Below are 13,727 nucleotides of genomic sequence, written 5' to 3' on the forward strand. Positions count from 1 at the left end.
GTGTCGGAGGCCGGCCTCGTGGGATCATCTGCCGGTGGAGACGACGCATGCGCTGTGGCTGCTGGCGATTCCGGTCAGCGCCCTGATGGTGGCCGCCGGGGCGCGGCGGCTGGGGCTGTCGGCGCCGCTGGTGCTGGTGATCGCGGGTCTGCTGGTGACGTTCGTGCCGGGCGTGCCGGAGTTCGAGCTCGACCCGGAGTTCGTACTGTACGTCTTCCTGCCGCCGCTGCTGTTCTCGGCGGCGTGGCAGAGCTCGTTCTACAACCTGCGGGAGAACGTCCGGTCGATCACGCTGCTGTCGGTCGGGCTGGTGCTGTTCACCACGTTCGCCGTCGGGTACGCGGCGCACCTGCTGGTGCCGGGGCTGCCGCTGTCGGCGGCCTTCGTGCTCGGCGCGATCGTCGCGCCGCCGGACGCGGTGGCGGCGGTGAGCATCGCGCAGCGGCTCGGGCTGCCGCGCCGCAGCGTGACCGTGCTGGTCGGGGAGAGCCTGTTCAACGACGCGACGGCGCTGACGGCGTTCCGGGTGGCGGTCGTCGCGGCGACGGGCGCGGGGTTCACGCTCGCCGACGGGGTGTGGCGGTTCCTGTTCGCGGCGGCCGCGGGCGCGGCGGTGGGGCTGCTGCTCGGGCCGCCGCTGCACTGGCTGCGCACGCGGCTGGACGACCCGCTCGTGGAGAACGGGGTGGCGCTGGTCGCGCCGTTCGCGGCGTACCTGCTCGCCGAGACCGTGCACGCGTCCGGGGTGATCGCGGTGGTGGTCAGCGGGCTCTATCTCGGGCACCGCTTCACCGACTCACCGGCGGTGACGCGGCTGATCGGGCACTCGTTCTGGAAGGTCATGGTGTTCGTCCTGGAGACCGTGGTGTTCCTGCTGATCGGGCTCCAGCTGCCGCCGGTGATCGACGGGCTGTCGGGGCACGGGTGGCCGGAGCTGGTCGGCTGGGCGTCGGCGATCTTCGCGGTGACCGTCGCGGCGCGGTTCGTGTGGATCTTCCCCGCGTCCGCCGTCCCGCGGCTGCTGTCGCGGCGGATCCGGGAGCGGGAGGGCGAGGTCGGCTGGCGCGACCGGGTCGTGGTGTCGTGGGCGGGCATGCGGGGGGTGGTGTCGCTGGCGGCGGCGTTCGCGATCCCGTTCGCGACCTCCGACGGCGACCCGTTCCCCGGCCGCGACCTGATCCTGTTCTTCACGTTCACGACCGTGCTCGGGACGCTGCTGGTGCAGGGCCTGACGTTCCCGGCGCTGATCCGGGCGCTGCGGGTCGGCAGCGCCCGGGAGCGCTACGCCGACACGGTCGCGGAGGCGGGCGCCCAGCACGCCGCCGCGAAGGCGTCCCTGGACCGGCTGGAGGAGCTGGACGCCGAGGAGGAGCTGGACGCGGCGGTCGTGGAGCGGCTGCGGGAGCTCGCCGAGCACCGGCAGCTGCGGGCCTGGGAGCGGCTCGGCGGCGGGACGGGCCCGGCGGGCGAGGAGGTCCCGACGGCGACGTACCGGCGGCTGCGGCGGGAGATGCTGGCGGCGGAGCGGCAGGTGTTCGTGCGGATGCGCGACGAGCGCCGCATCGACGACGAGGTGCTGAACCGCGTCCTGCACGAGCTGGACCTGGAGGAAGTGGCGCTGAACCGCGACTGACGCGTGGTGGTCGCGGCCATGGAGCAGCGACCCCGGGGCCGGGAGCCGGGAGGGGGCGGCCGGTGCCCCGGCCACGGTCGACGCCGTGGCCGAGGCGCCCTTTCTCACGCGCCGTTGAGGGGTCTCTCCGGGAGTTCCACGGCGTAGGACTCCTTCACCACGTCCAGGTGGTGCCACGACTCGCGGACCGTCACGCCGGGCACGGCGCGGATGGCGTCCAGCACCGCGACGATCTGCGCGCGGGACGCGGCCTCGGCCTGCCCGACGATGTCGTAGCGGCCGAAACCGGTCGCGAGGTAGCGGACGCCCTCCTGGGCGGCCACGGCCTCGGCGACCTTCCGCAGCGCGCCGGTCACCACCAGCCCGAAACCGCCGAGCTCGGCGGCGCCGAGCGCGAGCGGGTCGGCGAGCCCGGTGACCTGGATGACGCCGGTGCGCATCAGCCTGACCACGCGCGCCCGGGTGGCGGCCTGGGACAGTCCGATGATGTGCGCGAGCCGGGTGTAGGGGGCGCGGCCGTCGCGTTGCAGCTCCTGGAGGAGCCGCCAGTCGATGTCGTCGAGGGTGACCTCGCCGAGCTCGCGGACGACCGCGTGGGTGTCGCGCACGGTGGAGATCGAGCGGAACACCTCGGCCGCGCGCACGCCGGGGACGGACCGGATGTGGTCCACCTCGGCCGCGAGTGCGGCGTCGTCGCGGGTGCGCACCTGCGCGACCAGGTCGTAGGGGCCCGCGGTCAGCGCGGTGAAGCTGACGGCCGGCTGCCCGGCGACGGCCGCGGCCACCTCCCGGGCCGAGCCGTCCACGGTGACCGAGACGTGCCCGATCGCCTCAGCCCCGACGACGGCGGCGTGCACGATGCCGACGACGCGGACGACCTCGGTCTCGAGAAGGTTCTGCACCCGTGCCCGCACGGCCGTGCGGGAAAGCCCGACGCGGTCGGCGAGCGCCTGGAACGTCGCCCTGCCATCCCGCTGGAGCTCGCGGACGAGCACGGCGTCGACCGCATCCAGCACGGCTGTCCTCCTCGACATGAGTTGAATCGTTTTGCCAGCAACTGCAAGATCATTCCATTTCAGGACGGTCTGACGTCAAATATTGATCTTGCTCGTGTTCGCCACGCCCGACCGCCGTCGAAGCGTCGGTCTCCGGTCGCGGAGGCGACGAATTCGGCGCCGGACGAGCCGGTACGGCAGCGCAACGCTGCCGTGCCCGCACCGGGGGCCCGGCGCGGGACGCCGGGCGGTGGGCGTGCGGGGTGGCGATGATCACTCAGGGGATCGCCTCGCGGGGCGGGCGGCCCGCGGCGCGAACGAACGCGGCCGACCGGGTCCAAGTGCGTGGCCTGCATGCGCTTCTCCCGGTGTTCTGATGTCACGCCCCCTACGGCGGGTCGGCCGTTCGCGTGAGGCACATGTAAGAAAAGTGCATCGGGGGCGCAGTTACGTCAAGAGGTAACTTTACAGAGAGCTAAGCCTCACGTTGCACTGTTTTCCTTCTCCGCATGTTCTGTCTCGATCGTCACCGGCCGAGGGCCCTGGAGCGCGCCGCACCGGCGGGGCGGCGCGCCCACCCCGGACGGAGCGTCATCGCCGCAGATCAAGCGGCCTTTCAGGAGGGCGAGGGAGGGCTGCCGCGCGGGCTTGTGCGGAGCATCCGCGGGTATGGATCACAATGTACGGTGGCCCAGCCACTTTGATCCGCGATTGGTGTGTAGTCAGCGTGCGCCTGCTGAATGTTGAGGCTTCAACCCACGACCTCACCTACAACGACGTCTTCATGGTCCCGCGCCGCTCGGCGGTCGGGTCGCGCCTGGAGGTGGACCTGTCGACCGTCGACGGCAGCGGGACGACCGTGCCGCTGGTGGTCGCGAACATGACGGCCGTGTCCGGCCGCCGGATGGCCGAGACCGTCGCCCGGCGCGGCGGCGTCGCGGTGCTCCCCCAGGACATCCCGACCGAGGTGGTCGCGGAGGTCGTCGGCTGGGTGAAGGGCCGCGACCTGGTCGTCGACACCGCGATCCGGCTCGGGCCCACGAGCACCGCCGGGGACGCGCTGGCGCTGCTCGGCAAGCGCGCCCACAACGCCGTGATCGTGGTCGAGGACGACCGTCCCGTCGGCGTGGTCACCGAGGCCGACTGCGCGGGCGTGGACCGGTTCTCCCAGCTCCGCGACGTCATGTCGCGCGACCTCGTCACGCTCCCGGCGGGCGTCGACCCCCGCGAGGCGTTCAACCGGTTGCACGAGCGCGGCCACCGCCTCGCCCCCGTCGTGGACGCGGCCGGGCGGCTCACCGGCGTCCTGACCCGGACGGGCGCGCTGCGCGCCACGCTCTACAAGCCCGCCGTGGACGGCGCCGGCCGGCTCCGCGTCGGCGCGGCGGTCGGGGTGAACGGCGACGTCGCGGGCAAGGCGCGGGCGCTGCTGGAGGCGGGCGTCGACCTGCTCGTCGTCGACACCGCGCACGGCCACCAGGAGAAGATGACCGCCGCGCTGGCCGCCGTCCGCGCGCTGGACCCGGCGGTCCCGGTCGTCGCCGGGAACGTGGTGACCGCCGAGGGCACCCGCGACCTGATCGAGGCGGGCGCCGACATCGTCAAGGTCGGCGTGGGCCCCGGCGCCATGTGCACGACCCGGATGATGACCGGGGTCGGCCGCCCGCAGTTCTCCGCCGTGCTGGAGTGCGCCGCCGAGGCCCGCCGCCTCGGCCGGCACGTGTGGGCGGACGGCGGCGTCCGGCACCCGCGCGACGTCGCGCTGGCGCTGGCGGCGGGCGCGGCGAACGTGATGGTCGGCTCCTGGTTCGCCGGCACCTACGAGTCGCCCGGCGACCTGCAACGGGCCGCCGACGGGCGGCTCTACAAGGAGAGCTTCGGCATGGCCTCGGCGCGCGCCGTCCGGCTGCGCACGGCCGAGGACTCGCCCTTCGACCGGGCCCGCAAGGCGCTGTTCGAGGAGGGGATCTCCACCTCCCGCATGTTCCTGGACCCCCGGCGCCCCGGCGTGGAGGACCTCATCGACTCGATCGTCGCGGGGCTGCGCAGCTCGTGCACCTACGCGGGCGCGCGGACGCTGGAGGAGTTCCACGAGCGGGCGACGGTCGGCATCCAGAGCTCGTCCGGCTACGCCGAGGGCATGCCGCTGGACACGAGTTGGTGACCCGTGCCCCAGGCCGCCGCCGTGTCCGGTTCGAACGCTCCTCGCGGCCGGTTCGAACGCCGCTGGGGAGGGGGCGCGGTCCGATCGCCGTCCGGGATTGCATATTCTGAACGCAAGCTTCACATGACGCGGGAAAAAGCTCGCATTCGGTCGACTTTCACGCAACCTTCGCGCGGTTCCGCGCGTCCATAATGTGAGCCGGTGGATGAGTTCGCGCGGGCGGGGAATCGGAGCGTACATGTCGAGTCGATCAGCGAGCCGGCGCCCGCCGACGGAGGACGCGGAGGGCTCCGCCGGCGAGCCGGCGGGCCGGGGGCTGCCCCGCGCGCTGGCGCTGACGCTCGCCTCGACGCTGGTGTGGGGGGTCGCGCACCTGTCGACCGGCCGGCGGATCGCGGGCGGGCTGCTGCTCGCGCTCTACCTCGTCGTGGCCGCCGCGGTCGGCATCGCGTTCACGGTCTACCGCTCCGACCTCGTCCACCTGGCCTTCCGGCCGGACGCGCTCCAGCGGCTCGCCGCCGGGCTCGTGGTGCTCGGCCTGGTGTGGATCGTGATCGTGATCCGCTCCTACCAGGTCCTGCGGCCGGCGGGGATGTCGGTGAGCGCCCGCACCCTCGGCGCCGGGTCGGTCGCGGTGCTGTGCTTCGCGGTCGCGGTGCCGATGGCCTGGTCGGCGCACAGCACCTACGTCTACCGGGACGCGCTGACCAGCATCTTCCACACCGGCAGCGAGAACGGCCGGCACATCGACACCTCCGACCCGTGGAACGGGGAGCGGCGCGTCAACGTGCTGCTGCTCGGCGGCGACGCCGCCGCGAACCGGGAGGGCGTCCGCACCGACAGCATGACGGTGGCCAGCGTCGACACCAAGACCGGCGACACGGTGCTGCTGAGCCTGCCGCGCAACCTGGAGCGGTTCCCGCTGCCGCCGGGCCCGGCCCGCGACCGCTTCCCCTACGGCTTCACCGGCGACGGCCCCTCGACCCCGGGCCTGCTGAACGAGGTCTACCAGTACGCCGAGGAGCACCCCGACCTCGTCCCGGGCGTCGCCAAGAACCACCGCGGGCCCGAGCTGTTGAAGGCCACGATCGCCGGAATCCTCGGCATCCGCATCGACTACTACATCCTCGTCGACATGTTCGGGTTCGCCGACATCGTCGACGCGATGGGCGGCGTCCAGGTCAAGATCACCGAGCCGATCCCCTACGGGCTGGAGGGCGGGGTGCTGGCCCCCGGCGAGCGGAAGCTGAAGGGCAAGGAGGCGCTCTGGTACGGGCGGTCCCGCACCGACAGCGACGACTACGTCCGGATGGGCCGGCAGAAGTGCCTGATGCGCGCGATCGCCCAGCAGGCCGACCCGCAGACCGTGCTGACCAAGTTCGACAAGCTCGCCTCGGCCGCCAAGCGGACGCTGTCCACCGACATCCCGCAGGAGCTGCTGCCCGCGCTGGTCAAGCTGTCCTCCAAGGTCAAGGACGGCGCGGAGATCAACAGCCTGCCGTTCGTGCCGCCGCTGATCAGCACCGCGAACCCCGACTTCGGGCTGATCCGGAAGCTGGCCGGCAAGGCGCTCAGCACGGACGAGCCGAGCCCGTCGCCGAGCGCGGCGGGCACGTCCCCCTCCCCCACCGCGAGCCCCACGGCCGGGACGGGCGGGGACGGGACGTCCGGGAACGGCTCGCAGGCCGGCGGCAAGCCCGGCCCGCGCCCGCGCGCCTCGCAGACCAAGCCGGTCTCGTTGAAGGCGAGCTGCCCGTCCTGAGGGGAGGAGCCGCGCCCGGCCCCGGAGGGGGGATCATTGGGTACAGAACACCTCCGACCATGACATCTCCGACTACGAGAGGGCGGTAACGGGTGCCCAGGATCCACGGCTGCGACGCCTTCCGCGTGAGGATGCCGCGCGGGCGGCGGCCGGAGAGCATCCTGGTCCGGCTCACCGGCGCCGACGGCGCCGTGGGCTGGGGTGAGGCCGCCGTCCCCGGCGCCGCCGCCGACCCCGCCTGGGCCGACATCGAGGAGCGCATGGGCCCGGCCCTCATCGGGCTCGACTGGGACCGCCCCGAGGACGTGTCCGCCACCGCCGACCTCGGCGCGCGCGACGCGGCCGCCGCGGTCGACGTCGCCTGCTGGGACCTGTGGTGCCGCGCCCGAGGCCTGCCGCTGGCGCACGCGCTGGGCGGCACCCGCACGTCGATCGTGACCGGGTCGCGGATCGCGCCCGAACCCGTCCTGGAGACGGTCACGGGCCGGGTGAACCAGGCCGTCGGCGCCGGGCACACCCGCGTCACGCTGGACATCCGCCCCGGCTGGGACATCGAGCCCGTCCGCGCGATCCGGCTCGCCTACCCCGCGCTCGCGCTCGTCGCCGACGCCGGGCACGCCTACACCGAGTCGCCCGAGCACCTGGCCGTCCTGGAGGGCCTGGACGCCTACGGGCCGGTGGCGATCGAGCGGCCGTTCCCCTCCGGGGACCTCGCCGCGCACGCCAGGCTCCAGCGGCGGGTGGGCACGGCCGTCGCCCCGCACGTCGGAGACCTCGACACCCTCGACGCGGCGCTGTCGCTGGAGGCGGGCCGCGCGCTGCACCTGCGCTTGGACCGGCTCGGCGGGCTCACCGCCGCCCGCAGCGCCCACGACCTGGCCTACGCGGCGGGCTGGGACGTGTGGTGCAGCGGCCCCGGCGCGTTCGGCATCGGCCAGGCCGCCGCCGTCGCCCTGGCGGCCCTGCCCGGCTGCACGCTGCCGAGCGACGTCTCCGACCCCGCGCGCGGCCCGGTGTTCGTGACGCCCCCCGTCCGCTCGTCCGGCGGGGTCGTCGGCGTGCCGCTCACCCAGCCGGGCCTCGGCCACGAGATCGACGAGGAGCGCATCGGGCGCCTGGCGACCCGCCGCATGCGCCTGTCGGCGTGACCCCCGCCTGGGTCGTCGCGGGCCCGCCCGGCGGCGGCAAGTCCACGGTGGCCGCCCTGCTGCTGCGGCGGCTGCGGCCCGTCCCCGCGCTGCTCGACAAGGACACCATGTACGGCGCGTTCGTCGCGGCGACCCTGGCCGCCCGCTCCCGCGACCCCGGCGAGCGGGAGGGCGCCTGGTACGACGCGCACGTGAAGCCGCACGAGTACGCGGGCATGACGGCCACGGCCCGCGAGATCCGCTCGCACGGCTGCCCCGTCCTGCTCAGCGGCCCGTTCACGGCCCAGATCCGCGATCCGGCCCGCTGGGCGGAGTGGGTCGCCGACCTGGGCGGCCCGCCGGTGACGCTCGTCTGGATCCGCTCCGACGCCGCGACGCTGCGGCACCGGCTCCGGGAGCGCGGCTCGGCCCGCGACACCGGCAAGCTCGCCGACTTCGAGGCGTTCGTCGCCCGGATGCGGCCGGACGAGCCGCCCCCGGTCCCCCACGTCGCCGTGGACAACCGGCTCACCGCCCCGGCCGCCCTCGAAGCCCAGCTGGACGTCCTGACGGCCTAGTTCGGCTCGCTGTCCCTCGGACGCGGCGGAGGGATGTAAGGCGGCGGTGGGGCATACGGGTCAGCGGGCACGCCATAGGCACCGTAGGCGCCCTGCCCGCTCTGGACACCCTGCCCGCCGCTCTGGGCTCCCTGCCCGTTCTGGGCTCCCTGGCCGCCGTAGACGCCGTACGGGTCGTAGTGCGGTTCGGACGCCGGGAGGGCGGCGGGCTGGTCCGCCGCCGGGATCGCGGGCGCGCGGCGGGCATCGCGGCGCTGCTGATAGGCGTCGTTGAGCCGACCGCCGACGCGCTTGCCCATGTCCTGGACCTGGCGGGCGCGCTCGGAGTCCAGCGCGCGCCGCACCGACTCGGTCTGCGCGACGCGGGCGGCGTTCTCGCGGACGGCCCGTCCGGCGACCTGGCCCGCCGCCTGCGTCCCGTCCCAGGCGATGCCCGCTCCCTGGACGGCGAGCTCGGCGGCCCGCCGGTAGGAGCGCGCGCGGACCACGGCGGTGCCCGCCGCGAGGTCGGCGAGCGTCCGGCGCCGGGCGCCCACGAGCGCGGGGAGGCTGTTGGCCGCGAAGACGGCGAGCGCGGCCAGCCACACCAGCACGGCAAGGAAGAACATGCCCTCAAGCAAGAGGAACCAGGCGGTGCAGTACAGGCCGGTGCTCCCGGCGGTGGTGACCAGCGCCCGGCGGAGCGCCCGCGCCTTGGCGGGCCTCCCCGCACCGGAGGTGACCCGCAGGTCCAGGGCGGCCTTGCCGAGCGTCCGCCCCGCGAACGCCTGCGCCGCGAACTGGTACAGCACCTCGATCAGGACGAGCAGGAGCAGCGCCTGCTCGATGTCGGCGACGATCGAGTTCCAGACGCCCACGCCGAAGTCCTCGGCGGCCTCCTGGACGTCGCCGCCCGACAGCACCAGCCCGCCGATTGCCCCCAGCGCCCTGCTCCACAGGCCCTCCACCAGGAGGCCGTGCAGCCGCCCCCACGTCATCATGCCGAGCAGGACGGCGGCGCCCATCATGACCGCGGCGTCGATCGCCCAGGCCCCCAGGCGCCGCCTCCGGGGCGGCGTGTCCGAGGGCTCCGGCTCCGCCTCCGGCGGACGCGCGTACGGGACGGGCGGCGGAGGCGGCCCCGCGAACGGCGGAGGGGGTGGCGGGGGAGGCGGAGGCCCGTACACGAAAGCCCCTAACATCGTGAGTTCTCAAACAACCGGAACGCGGGATGGTCAGGAGTGTAGGACGGGAGGCCCGGCCCTGCCACGTCTTCGCGCCGTCCCTCCAGACTGGTCCCGGTCGATCCATGTGGCCGAGCCATTGTTGTGCTCCATTCGGCCACGCCCGGCTGCTGTTGACGATACATCGCCACGAGCCTCGACCTTTACATTGTAGATTTCTTAGAGAGCGGTCGTGACGGGGGTCGCCTCACCCCGGGCCCGAGTCCCCCGGCGGCGGATCGTCCACCGGCATGGGCGGTGGCGTATCCGCCGCGTCCGCCGGCTGTTCGGGGCCGACATACCGAAGGCACGGGCACGGAGCCGTCTTCCACGCAATCGGGACCTTTTGCCCGTAGGGGTCGTCCTTCCATTTCGTGGCCTCGGGCGCGGTGCCATTGCAACGCCCGGTACGAGGGTCGTGAAAAGCCAAATGGTGGAGGCATCCGCATATCGGGTCCGGGCGCGGCTCGGGTGGAAGGGGGATGCCGAGCCGGTGCCGCTTGATCAGCCTCCGGTGCCCGAGCGCCGCGTCGATCTGCTTGCGCAGCCACTGCGCGACGGCGAAAACGAAGATCGCCAGAGTGATGAACACGTACCACGTCACAGCATGACCGTCCCCGCCGAGGAGCCCACCGGTCCCCGACGGTAGGGCCGCCCCTCCGGGAGGGGTCCCGATGCGACCGCCCAGGTCGGGCCCCTGGGACCTGAGAGAATGACCGGACCATCGGGCCCGGCCGTGGAGGACACGCGAACATGCTGCATCTGCTGCGGATGGAGTACACGAGGACGGAGCAGGACGCGGCACCGCACATCCGCGGCCACGTCGACTTCCTGGAGCGCCATCACGCCGCCGGGACGTTCCTCGTCTCCGGCCAGACGGTCCCGTCCGCCGAGGGCGGCCTGATCATCGCCGCGGGCGTCGACCGCGCCGGCGTCGAGCGGATCATCGCCGAGGACCCGTTCGTCCGGGCCGGGGTCGGCCGCTACACGATCACCACCGTCGACCCGCGCCGCGCGCATCCGGCGATCGCCGCCCTCCTCGACCGGGAGGACGCGTCCCCGGCGACCTCCTAGCCCCGAACACGGGCGAAACAGCATAGGCGAGACGCGCCAGACCGGAACAGAACAGACCGGAACCTGCCACCACCGTTGACCCTGCCCGTCCACGCGCCGAATCTGAACACATGTTCAGAACAGAGGTTCAAAAGGTGCGGCGCGCACGGGCGCGCTTCCCCGACTCCTGCGAGGTCGCGGTGCTCGGCGGCGGCCTCGCCGGGATGGCGACGGCGGCGCGCCTCCAGGCCGCCGGGGTGTCCACGCTGGTCGTCGAGGCGCACGGGCACGTCGGCGGCTGCGCGGGCTACTACCGCCGGCGCGGGTTCTCCTTCGACGTGGGGGCGACGACGATGGTCGACTTCGAGCCCGGCGGAGTCGGCGCCGAACTGCTCGACCGCATCGGCATGGACCCGGTGCCCGGCGAGGCGCTGCCCGGCTACGTCGGCTGGCTGCCCGACCGCACGGTCACTCTCCACCGCGACGCCGGGGCGTGGCACCGCGAGCGGCTGCGCGCGCTGGGCGACACCCCGTGCCACCGGGCGTTCTGGTCCCATCTCGACCATCTCGCGGAGGTGTTCTGGGACGCGAGCCGCGCCGGCATCCGCCTGCCGATGCGCCGTCCCGCCGACGCCGTCCGCAACCTGCGGGTACTCGGCCCGCGCGGCCTGCCGCTCGCCCGCCACATGAACACCACCCTCGGGGACGCCCTGGCCCGGCACGGCCTGCGCGGCGACGCGCCCCTCGTCGGCCTGCTGTCGATGCTGGTCGAGGACACCGTGCACAGCACCGTCGACCGGGCCCCGCTAATCAACGCCGCCCTCGGCGTCACGATCCGCGGCGCCGGACTCACCCGCGCGCACGGCGGCATGCGCGGCTTCTGGCGCCGCTTCGTCGCCCACTACCGCGCGATGGGCGGGCGGATCCACACCGCCTGCCGGGCCGAACGGGTCATCGGACGCGACGGGGCCTTCGAGGTCCACACCGGGCGGGGCGTCGTCCACGCCCGCCAGGTCGTGAGCGCGCTGCCCGCCGACACGACCGCGCGGATCGTCCCCGGCCTCGCGTCCCGCCTCAAGCCCTACCTCGACCGCGACGCGGCGGAGCTGGGCGGCGCGATCGCCGTCTTCCTCGGCGTGCCGGAGGACGAGGTCGCCGGGCAGGAGTTCACCCACCACCAGCTCATGCACGACTACGGGCGGCCCCTGGGCGACGGCAACAACATGTTCGTCTCCGTGTCGGCGCCCGGCGACACCGACAGCGCGCCGCCCGGCCACCGCGCCGTCATGATCTCCACGCATACCGGGCTGTCCGGCTGGACGGGCCTCTCCGCCGACGCGTACGAGGCGCGCAAGCGAGAGATCGGGGAACGGCTCGTCGGGCTCGCGCGCCGCGTCCACCCGTCCCTCGGCGAAAGAGCCCTCGTCTGGGACGTGGGCACGCCCCGCTCCTACGAACGGTTCGCGTTCCGCCCACGCGGCGCCGTCGGCGGGCCCCACCAGTCGCCCGGCAACGCCAACCAGAACGCGATACCGCACTCCCTCGGCGTCCCCGGACTGTGGCTCGCGGGCGACTCGACCTGGCCCGGCCTCGGCACCGTCGCCTGCGCGCTCGGCAGCAGGATCGTCGCGGACGACGTCCTGCGAGCCGCACGCCGGACAGGTGCGCGCCGATGATCCCGAAGCTGTCCGACCTCGGCCCCGACCTGCTGGTCACCACCCGCCGGCGACGGGCCCTCAGCCTGTCCCTCCCCTACGCGGGAGTCGCCCTCTTCGCCGCGGCGGCCACCGCCGGATGGTGGTGGCTCACCCCGCCGATCGCCTTCGGGATCTTCGTCGCCGTCGTGACCGCGACCCACGACGTCGTCCACCGCTCCCTCGGCCTCGGCCGGACGGCGACCGAGTGGGCCCTGTTCCTGCTGGGCGCCGTCCTGCTCGAGAGCGGCCACGCCTACCGCGCCACCCACCTGCAACACCACCGGACGTTCCCCAGCGACGACGACCCGGAGGGCTACCCCGCCGATCTGTCCATGCTCGGCGCGATCGCCTACGGCCCGGTCTTCCTCGCCAGGCTGTGGCTCTGGGCATACCGGCGTGGACGTACGCGGCAACGCCTGTGGCTGCTCGCCGAGGCGGCGGTTCCCGTGACGGCGGTCGGTGCCGGGGTCCTGTGGTGGCGCGGGCTCCTCGTGTACTCCGCCATGATGATCGTGGGAAGCTGGGTGTACCCGCTGCTGACCGTCCACCTGCCGCACCGCCACTACGGAGACACGCCGCTCACGCAGACGCACACGCTGCGCGGCCGCGTCATCCCGGCGCTGTTCCTGGAGTTGACGTACCACTTGGAGCACCACCTCTACCCGCAGGTGCCGAGCCACCACCTCGCCCGGCTCGCCCGCCGCCTCGACCCGGTCCTCGCCGACGCCGGTGTTCGTCCGCGGAAGGTGATCTGACCGCGATGGCGCCACGGGCCCAGGCCAGGAAACGCCTCCTCGAAGCGGCGATACGCACGCTCGCCGTCGAGGGCTACGGCGGGACGACCGCCCGCTCGATCGCCCGCACCGGCGGCTTCGCGCCCGGCGTCATCTACTACCACTTCGACGACCTGGAGGACCTCCTCCTCGCCGCCCTCCGCCACACGAGCGAGATCCGGATGGCCTGCTACAAGGAGGCACTCGGCTCCTGCACCGACGCGACCGAACTCCTCGCCCGCCTCCGGGAGCTCTACGCCGAGGACATGCGGGACCAGGGGCACATCGACGCCGTGCAGGAACTCTTCGCGGCCTCGTCCACCTCGCCCCGGCTACGCGCGGAACTGCTCGCGCACGTCGAACCGTGGGCCGACTTCGCGGCCGCCGCGATCCGCCGCCTCGTCCAGGGGACGGCCTTCGAGGACATGGTCCCGTCTCGCGAGATCGGCCTGATGGCCGTCGCCATGTTCCTCGGCATCCAGACCATCACCCACCTGGACGGCGACCGCACCCGAATCGAGTCGCTCTTCGCCACGGTGGAACCTGCCGCCATACTCTGGGACGCTTTCGCCCGGGGCGGCAGCACCCTTTCCGACAAATAAGGAAGGGCCCCGCCGTATACGGCGGGGCCCTTCCATCAATATGAGTCCGGCGGCGTCCTACTCTCCCACACAGTCTCCCATGCAGTACCATCGGCGCTGAGAGGCTTAACTTCCGGGTTCGGGATGGGACCGGGTGTTTCC

The 13,727-nt window shown here is 73.5% G+C and carries 12 protein-coding genes and 1 rRNA gene; 9 read left to right on the forward strand and 4 right to left on the reverse strand.

The window, feature by feature from the left end:
- Positions 1-34: 34 nt before the first annotated feature.
- The gene (locus K2F47_RS34000) at positions 35-1,633 is read left to right on the forward strand and encodes a Na+/H+ antiporter (protein ID WP_242910235.1); all 1,599 of its coding nucleotides are present in this window, start codon (positions 35-37) and stop codon (positions 1,631-1,633) included.
- 104 nt (positions 1,634-1,737) lie between these two features.
- On the opposite strand, the gene K2F47_RS34005 is transcribed toward K2F47_RS34000, so the two are convergent.
- Positions 1,738-2,649 (reverse strand): Lrp/AsnC family transcriptional regulator, encoded by a 912-nt coding sequence (locus tag K2F47_RS34005; RefSeq protein ID WP_242910236.1) that lies wholly within the window; start codon positions 2,647-2,649, stop codon positions 1,738-1,740.
- Between the two features lie 706 nt (positions 2,650-3,355).
- Between K2F47_RS34005 and K2F47_RS34010 the strand changes: the two genes are divergently transcribed.
- The 4 genes from K2F47_RS34010 (at position 3,356) to K2F47_RS34025 (ending at position 8,259) form a co-directional block, all read left to right on the forward strand.
- Positions 3,356-4,792: a GuaB1 family IMP dehydrogenase-related protein gene (locus K2F47_RS34010; RefSeq protein WP_242910237.1), complete on the forward strand. Its 1,437-nt coding sequence runs from the start codon at positions 3,356-3,358 to the stop codon at positions 4,790-4,792.
- Positions 4,793-5,030: 238 nt separating this feature from the next.
- The gene (locus tag K2F47_RS34015) at positions 5,031-6,554 is read left to right on the forward strand and encodes an LCP family protein (RefSeq protein WP_242910238.1); all 1,524 of its coding nucleotides are present in this window, start codon (positions 5,031-5,033) and stop codon (positions 6,552-6,554) included.
- Between the two features lie 92 nt (positions 6,555-6,646).
- Positions 6,647-7,702, forward strand: coding sequence for an enolase C-terminal domain-like protein (locus tag K2F47_RS34020; protein WP_242910239.1), 1,056 nt, complete (start codon positions 6,647-6,649; stop codon positions 7,700-7,702).
- Positions 7,699-8,259 (forward strand): P-loop nucleotide/nucleoside kinase family protein, encoded by a 561-nt coding sequence (locus tag K2F47_RS34025; protein WP_242910240.1) that lies wholly within the window; start codon positions 7,699-7,701, stop codon positions 8,257-8,259. The genes K2F47_RS34020 and K2F47_RS34025 overlap by 4 nt, the downstream gene beginning before the upstream one ends.
- On the opposite strand, the gene K2F47_RS34030 is transcribed toward K2F47_RS34025, so the two are convergent.
- Both K2F47_RS34030 and K2F47_RS34035 read right to left on the reverse strand, forming a co-directional pair.
- Positions 8,256-9,425, reverse strand: a complete 1,170-nt coding sequence (locus K2F47_RS34030; protein WP_242910241.1) for an RDD family protein — start codon at positions 9,423-9,425, stop codon at positions 8,256-8,258. The genes K2F47_RS34025 and K2F47_RS34030 overlap by 4 nt on opposite strands.
- A gap of 244 nt (positions 9,426-9,669) precedes the next feature.
- Positions 9,670-10,065 (reverse strand): hypothetical protein, encoded by a 396-nt coding sequence (locus K2F47_RS34035; protein ID WP_242910242.1) that lies wholly within the window; start codon positions 10,063-10,065, stop codon positions 9,670-9,672.
- A gap of 149 nt (positions 10,066-10,214) precedes the next feature.
- On the opposite strand from K2F47_RS34035, the gene K2F47_RS34040 reads away from it, so the two are divergent.
- The 4 genes from K2F47_RS34040 (at position 10,215) to K2F47_RS34055 (ending at position 13,586) form a co-directional block, all read left to right on the forward strand.
- Positions 10,215-10,535, forward strand: coding sequence for a YciI family protein (locus tag K2F47_RS34040; protein ID WP_242910243.1), 321 nt, complete (start codon positions 10,215-10,217; stop codon positions 10,533-10,535).
- Positions 10,536-10,669: 134 nt separating this feature from the next.
- Positions 10,670-12,190, forward strand: coding sequence for a phytoene desaturase family protein (locus K2F47_RS34045; RefSeq protein ID WP_242910244.1), 1,521 nt, complete (start codon positions 10,670-10,672; stop codon positions 12,188-12,190).
- Positions 12,187-12,966 (forward strand): fatty acid desaturase family protein, encoded by a 780-nt coding sequence (locus K2F47_RS34050; RefSeq protein WP_242910245.1) that lies wholly within the window; start codon positions 12,187-12,189, stop codon positions 12,964-12,966. Before K2F47_RS34045 ends, K2F47_RS34050 begins: the two co-directional genes overlap by 4 nt.
- 5 nt (positions 12,967-12,971) lie before the next feature.
- Entirely contained in the window at positions 12,972-13,586 is a 615-nt protein-coding gene (locus K2F47_RS34055; RefSeq protein WP_242910246.1) for a TetR/AcrR family transcriptional regulator, read from the forward strand.
- A gap of 44 nt (positions 13,587-13,630) precedes the next feature.
- Here K2F47_RS34055 and rrf read toward each other — a convergent pair.
- A 5S ribosomal RNA gene (gene rrf, locus K2F47_RS34060) occupies positions 13,631-13,727 on the reverse strand; the annotation flags it as partial.

It is taken from the genome of Actinomadura terrae (genome assembly GCF_022751215.1).
Classification (GTDB): domain Bacteria; phylum Actinomycetota; class Actinomycetes; order Streptosporangiales; family Streptosporangiaceae; genus Spirillospora; species Spirillospora terrae.